Source organism: Actinomadura sp. SCN-SB, from assembly GCF_043906805.1.
GTDB lineage: Bacteria > Actinomycetota > Actinomycetes > Streptosporangiales > Streptosporangiaceae > Spirillospora.
In genome coordinates, this window is record NZ_JBIMPP010000040.1 from 63,087 (window position 1) to 69,718 (window position 6,632).

6 protein-coding genes are annotated in these 6,632 nt (G+C 69.3%); 5 read left to right on the forward strand and 1 reads right to left on the reverse strand.

Annotation, left to right across the window (positions count from 1 at the left end):
• Nucleotides 1-12 precede the first annotated feature (12 nt).
• The 4 genes from thrC (at nt 13) to ACGWYJ_RS24270 (ending at nt 2,711) form a co-directional block, all read left to right on the forward strand.
• Complete coding sequence (gene thrC / locus ACGWYJ_RS24255) at nt 13-1,278, forward strand: threonine synthase (RefSeq protein WP_395108634.1); 1,266 nt, start codon at nt 13-15, stop codon at nt 1,276-1,278.
• A gap of 57 nt (nt 1,279-1,335) precedes the next feature.
• Nucleotides 1,336-1,614 (forward strand): MoaD/ThiS family protein, encoded by a 279-nt coding sequence (locus tag ACGWYJ_RS24260; RefSeq protein WP_395108635.1) that lies wholly within the window; start codon nt 1,336-1,338, stop codon nt 1,612-1,614.
• Nucleotides 1,615-1,706: 92 nt separating this feature from the next.
• Nucleotides 1,707-2,330 carry a nucleotidyltransferase domain-containing protein gene (locus ACGWYJ_RS24265; RefSeq protein ID WP_395108636.1) on the forward strand — a complete coding sequence of 208 codons (624 nt, stop codon included), beginning with the start codon at nt 1,707-1,709 and terminating at the stop codon, nt 2,328-2,330.
• A gap of 180 nt (nt 2,331-2,510) precedes the next feature.
• Nucleotides 2,511-2,711 carry a cold-shock protein gene (locus ACGWYJ_RS24270; RefSeq protein ID WP_285701750.1) on the forward strand — a complete coding sequence of 67 codons (201 nt, stop codon included), beginning with the start codon at nt 2,511-2,513 and terminating at the stop codon, nt 2,709-2,711.
• A 31-nt stretch (nt 2,712-2,742) separates the two neighbouring features.
• On the opposite strand, the gene ACGWYJ_RS24275 is transcribed toward ACGWYJ_RS24270, so the two are convergent.
• A complete protein-coding gene (locus ACGWYJ_RS24275) occupies nt 2,743-3,006 on the reverse strand; it encodes a hypothetical protein (protein WP_395108637.1) in 264 nt (87 codons plus the stop codon).
• A gap of 669 nt (nt 3,007-3,675) precedes the next feature.
• Here ACGWYJ_RS24275 and groL point away from each other — a divergent pair.
• Nucleotides 3,676-5,307 carry a chaperonin GroEL gene (gene groL, locus ACGWYJ_RS24280; protein WP_395108638.1) on the forward strand — a complete coding sequence of 544 codons (1,632 nt, stop codon included), beginning with the start codon at nt 3,676-3,678 and terminating at the stop codon, nt 5,305-5,307.
• Nucleotides 5,308-6,632 lie beyond the last annotated feature (1,325 nt).

A 6,632-nucleotide genomic window follows, 5' to 3' on the forward strand; every position in this document is an offset into this window, starting at 1 on the left:
AGGCCTCGCTTCATGGCAACCACGCCTGCCGACAACGGATACACCTCCTCCGCCGACCTCGGCCCCGCGACCGCACTGACGTGCCGGGAGTGCGGGCACAGCAGGGAACTCGGCCCGTACTACGCCTGTGAGCAGTGTTTCGGGCCGCTGGAGATCTCCTACGACTTCGGCGGCGTCACCCGCGAGTCCATCGAGGCGGGTCCGCGCAACATCTGGCGGTACCGGGGGCTGCTGCCCGTCCCGTCCAACGTGGCGGAGACGCCCAACACCGAGCCCGGCCTGACCCGTCTCGTGCGGGCCGACCAGCTCGCGGAGTCGCTGGGGCTGCAGCGGCTGTGGGTGAAGGACGACAGCGGCAACCCGACGCACTCGTTCAAGGACCGGGTCGTGGCGGTGGCGCTCGCGGCGGCGCGCGAACTCGGCTTCAAGGTGCTGGCCTGCCCGTCCACCGGGAACCTCGCCAACGCGGTGGCCGCGGCGGCGGCGCGGGCGGGGATCCGCAGCGCGGTGTTCGTCCCGTCCGACCTGGAGGCGCAGAAGATCATCACCACCGCGGTGTACGGCGGGCTGTTCGTCACCGTGGACGGCAACTACGACGACGTCAACCGGCTCGCCTCGGAGATCGCCGGCGAGGAGGAGGACTGGGCGTTCGTCAACGTCAACGTGCGGCCGTACTACGCCGAGGGCTCCAAGACCCTCGGGTACGAGATCGCCGAGCAGCTCGGCTGGCGGCTGCCGGACCAGATCGTGATCCCGGTGGCGTCCGGCTCCCAGCTGACCAAGATCGACAAGGCGTTCCAGGAGCTGATCAAGCTGGGGCTCGTCGAGGACAGGCCCTACCGCGTGTTCGGCGCCCAGGCCGCCGGCTGCGACCCGGTCGCGGCGGCGTTCAAGGCCGGGCACGACGTGGTGCGGCCGGTCAAGCCGTCGACGATCGCGAAGTCGCTGGCCATCGGCAACCCGGCCGACGGCCCGTACGTCCTGGACGTCGTCCGCCGCACCGGCGGGGCGGTCGAGGACGTCACCGACGAGCAGGTGGTCGAGGGCATCCGGCTGCTGGCGGCCACCGAGGGGATCTTCGGCGAGACCGCGGGCGGCGTGACCGTCGCGACGCTCCGCAAGCTGGTGGAGGCGGGCGCGCTCGACCCGTCCGCCGAAACGGTGATCATCAACTCCGGGGACGGCCTGAAGACCCTGGACGCGGTCTCCTCGCAGGTGGCGCCGAGCGCGAACATCCCCCCGTCGCTGGACGCCTTCCGCGCCGCGGGCCTCGCCTGACCCGCCACGACTCCGAGTAGCCAGACAGCCACAGCACAGCATCCCTTGGAGCCAGCAATGAGCACCGTGTCCGTACGGATCCCCACGATCCTCCGGAGCCTGACCGGCGGCGAGTCCGAGGTCAAGGCCGAGGGCGCCACCCTGCGCGCCGTGGTGGCCGACCTCGACGCCAACCACCCCGGCATCGCCGCCCGGGTCCTGGACGACAACGGCAAGATCCGGCGCTTCGTGAACGTGTACGTGGGGGACGAGGACGTCCGGTTCGCCGAGGGCCTGGACACCCCCACGCCCGAGGGCACCCAGGTCTCGATCATCCCGGCCGTCGCCGGCGGCTGATCGCCGTCCTCCCGGGTGTTCTCGGGATGATCAACCCGAGAACACCCGGGGAAATGGGCTTTTGTCCTGCTAAACAGGGGTAAAGGCCCAGCATGGGGATTGCGGAGGAGATCGCGGAGACGGTGGCGGCGCATCCCAGTGTGGCCCTGATCGAACCGATCGGCTCGCGCGCGCGAGGCACCGCGACCGAGCTGTCCGACTGGGACTTCCGGGTCACCACCGACGACTTCGGGCAGGTGGCCGCCGATCTCCCCGGCATGGTCGCCCCGCACGGGCCGCTGGCGGCCCAATGGGACCCGCTGGGCGACGTCGAGAGCTACCTGCTCATCTTTCCCGGCCCGGTGAAAGTGGACCTGATCTTTCCCGAGATGCCGCGCAGCCGGAACCGGCCGTGGCGCGTGGGGCCCGACACCCTCGCGGCAATGGACGCTCACTTCTGGGACTGGTCATTGTGGCTGGTGAGCAAACGCCGGCACGGGATGACCGATCGCGTACGGGGCGAACTGCTCAAGATGAGCCGGCACCTTCTGCGGCCACTCGGAATCGACACCCTTCCGCTCTCCCTGGAAGAGGCGGCCGACCGTTACGTGCGCGCCCGGGACCGCCTGGAGACGCGTTATGGGACGCGCATATCCCGCCGCCTGGAGGAAGAAGTCCTGCCTCTGGTACGCCAGTCGCACCGTGACCATTACCGGCCGTCTGGTCTTCCGTCATAGGGACTGTCCGTCCCCTCGGCCCGCCTATATCGTCGATCCCGATCATGCCGCGTCGACCCCGTCACGGGCCCACCGCAGGGACGTGGAGACACGGCCGCTGGTCGGCGGGCCTCGCGGTAGAAGGGGTGTGGCCCGAAGCACCAAACCGTGGCGCGACCACGTACGAGCGGCAGGTTTCGTATGGCGCAGGGCACAGTCAAGTGGTTCAACGCGGACAAGGGCTACGGCTTCATCGCGGTGGACGGTGGCCGGGACGTCTTCGTCCATTACTCGGCCATTCTCATGGACGGCTACCGCAGCCTTGAGCAGGGGCAGCGGGTGGAATTCGAGATCACCCAGAGCGACCGGGGCCCCCAGGCCGACTCCGTGCGCACCATCTGAACGACGGGCGCACGCGGACCTCGCGCCGAGTTCAGCGGCGGACGACCGGAGCCTGCCGGTCGATCTCACGCCCGAGCGTGAGCACCATGTCCTCGAAGGCATGGTCGCCGTACCGCTCCTTGAGCGCCCCGTAGACGCCCTTGCGGGCGGCCTCGCGCAGCATCCGGCTCAGGACGCTGTGATCGACCGGACGCCCGGCCTCAAACTCGTCATAGGCGTGCCGGGACGCCCGCAGCAGCTCGGGATGCGATGCCGACTCCGAAAGAATCATGCCTGCGGCGCTCTTGAGGTCCATCGGCCCAGTCTAGGGACGCCGAGTGACTCAGACCGTGAGCCGCACACCGGGGCCACCTGCTGGAAACGTTGACCGGCACACGCCGGCCCTTCGGCCCGCCGGCGTGGGACCGGCGCCCGCGTGGGCGGTGCGGAGGCGCGAAGCCCTGCCCTTGATGAAGGCCAGCCGCCCGCCTCGGGCTGGGGCCGGAGCGCCTGTAGGGCCTGCGGCATGCGTGCTTACGCTCTGGCCGAACGGCGGTGTCCCGGCGGCCGACGTGGCGGCGCGGGCCGGTCGTTCGGTGGCTATGCTCCAAGGCACGCATGTGCACTGCATTGACGGCGATGAGGAGATCTTGAACCGGCGCGGAGAGGCCGCGCCGGGAACCCCGAGCACGCCGTCAGCGGCACACGCCGGGGCCGTCTGCTGGGGGTGTTTTCCCAGGTCAGGCCAAGTCTGGGTAGATGGGGGACATACCTCTCGGCCGGGGCGTACGACGCTTGCACTCGACCGGGTAGAGTGCTAAAAAGCGATTGGCACTCTGCTGTGGAGAGTGACAATCCCACACAGTCTGGATCGGGGCGATGAGGTCTCAGCCGGCGGCGGAATGGCAGCCGCCGGGGGAGGCCGTCCGTCGCGGGCGTCGGCTCGGTCCATCATGGCCGTCTTGTTCCGGGAGGACTGGAGCCTATGGCTGCAAAGATGATCGCGTTCGACGAGGAGGCCCGCAGGGGTCTCGAGCGCGGGATGAACCAGCTCGCCGATGCCGTGAAGGTGACCCTTGGTCCCAAGGGCCGCAACGTGGTGTTGGAGAAGAAGTGGGGCGCTCCGACGATCACCAATGACGGTGTATCGATCGCGAAGGAGATCGAGCTCGAGGACGCGTGGGAGAAGATCGGCGCCGAGCTGGTCAAGGAGGTCGCCAAGAAGACCGACGACGTCGCCGGTGACGGCACCACCACCGCCACCGTCCTGGCCCAGGCGCTGGTGCGCGAGGGCCTGCGCAACGTGGCGGCCGGTGCCAACCCGATGTCGCTGAAGCGCGGCATCGAGGCCGCCGTCGAGCGGGTCAGCGAGGAGCTGTCCAAGCTGGCCAAGGACGTGGAGACCAAGGAGCAGATCGCCTCCACCGCGTCCATCTCGGCCGGCGACCCGCAGATCGGCGAAATGATCGCCGAGGCGATGGACAAGGTCGGCAAGGAAGGCGTCATCACCGTCGAGGAGAGCAACACCTTCGGGCTGGAGTTGGAGCTCACCGAGGGCATGCGCTTCGACAAGGGCTACATCTCGCCCTACTTCGTCACCGACCCCGAGCGGATGGAAGCGGTCCTCGAGGACCCCTACATCCTGATCGTGCAGGGCAAGGCGTCCGCCAACAAGGACCTGCTGCCCGTCCTGGAGTCGGTCATGCAGTCGAGCAAGCCGCTGCTGATCATCGCCGAGGACGTCGAGGGCGAGGCCCTGGCCACGCTGGTCGTCAACAAGATCCGCGGGATCTTCAAGTCGGTGGCCGTGAAGGCCCCCGGCTTCGGCGACCGCCGCAAGGCCATGCTGGGCGACATCGCCACCCTCACCGGCGGCCAGGTCATCAGCGAGGACGTGGGTCTGAAGCTGGAGAACACCACCCTCGACATGCTGGGCCGCGCCCGCAAGGTCGTGGTGTCCAAGGACGAGACCACGATCGTCGACGGCGCCGGTGACGCCAACGAGATCGCGGGCCGGGTGAACCAGATCCGGACCGAGATCGACTCGACCGACTCCGATTACGACCGCGAGAAGCTGCAGGAGCGGCTGGCCAAGCTGGCCGGCGGTGTCGCGGTCATCAAGGCCGGTGCGGCGACCGAGGTCGAGCTCAAGGAGCGTAAGCACCGCATCGAGGACGCGGTGCGCAACGCCAAGGCCGCGGTCGAGGAGGGCATCGTCCCCGGCGGTGGCGTCGCGCTGCTCCAGGCGGGCATCCCCGCCTTCGAGAAGCTGGACGTGTCCGGCGACGAGGCCACCGGTGCCGCGATCGTCCGGCGCGCCCTGGAGGAGCCGATCAAGCAGATCGCCGTCAACGCCGGCCTTGAGGGCGGCGTCGTGGTGGAGCGGGTCCGCAACCTGACCCCGGGCGAGGGCCTCAACGCCGCCACCGGCGAGTACGTCAACATGTTCGAGGCCGGCATCCTCGACCCGGCCAAGGTGACCCGGTCGGCGCTGCAGAACGCCGCTTCCATCGCGGCGCTGTTCCTGACGACCGAGGCCGTCATCGCCGAGAAGCCGGAGAAGGCCCCCGCCGGCGCCGGCGCGGGCATGCCCGACGCGGGCGGCATGGACTTCTGACCCGAAGCCCATTCCCGGCAACACGGCACAACAAGGGGCGGCCCACCAGGGCCGCCCCTTTCGCCTTCCCACCCCACCCAGCGCGAACCAACCCCACGATCACGCGGGAGTCCTCACGCTTCGCCGAGCCGTACTATCCAACCCGGCCGACTACCGCTGGCTGCACAACACGAGGACGGCGCGCTGTTCGACACCTTCCAGCTCCAGGCACCCCGGGAGCCAGGCATCCTCGCAGGCCGAAGCCGCCCAACGACGAGCGCCAGCGGGTCCGCCGTCAGGATCCCTGGTCGGGCAGTGATGAACCCTGCTGACGAGAGAGCCCGCCGCCGGTCGGTGGCATGCGGGAGTTCAAGGCACTCCCGCGGCCAGGCGTCTTCGCAGAGGAGGGCCGCCCAAGCGAGGAGCGCCAGCCGTAGGCCACCAGACCCGCCGTCAGGATCTCCGGCCGGGCAATGATGAACTCTGCCGACCGTCCCTACACCCGTTCCCTGAAGTCACGCGGAGCGGGACCATCTCGCCGAACCGGTGTCCGCCCTGGCGGACGTACGCGCCGACCGATCGGCTGCCCGGTGCGAGCCGGTCCGGGCACCACCCGGCCGCCGCACGCGAACACGGCATCGCCGCCGGGTCGGCCGTCGGTTTAGTGGGAGTTGGCGTGGCAGGAGAACGGCGGACTCCTGGATCGCTGGGCTACGCAGTGATGGCTATGCCGACGGCGATGTGCTCCTGCGTCGGCTGCTGGTTTCAGGCATCGCCCCCGGGGCCAGGCGTCCTCGGGAGGCGGAGCTGCTCAGGCGAGGGGCGCTAGCGGTAGATCTGCCGGGCTGGGCAGTGATGATCTATGAGTTGATTGCATCCTCGTTCGGTCTGGTGGGGCAGGGTGAGCAGCGGGCGGCGCCGCGTTCGCCCATGGCCGCGGACTGGGCGTGGTGCCGGTTGGACAATCGCCTGCGCTTCCCCGCTTACGGCGCCCCTTGCGCTTGTAGGGATGCCACTCACGCCGCTTGCACCGACGCGTTGCTTCTCGGCGTAGGCGGCGATCGCCGAGCAGTCGGCGTCCGTCGACCGGAGAGCTGCGAACCGTGAGAGCCGAAACAACACGGTTCTCTCGCGCTGCCCTCGTTGTGCAGCGCTCCGGTCGTGGCCGATCTGGTCTGCCTGCTGCGTTCGGCCTAGGTGCCGAGACCGCACACTGCTGCGTCCAGCTGACCGCCGCAGGTGAACGCAGCATTGTCGCCGGGTTGGTCGTACGGCTTAGCGCGAGTTGGTGCGGCGGGGCTGGCGGGTTGTTCGGGGTGGCTCGGCATGTGCGTGGCGATTGCTAG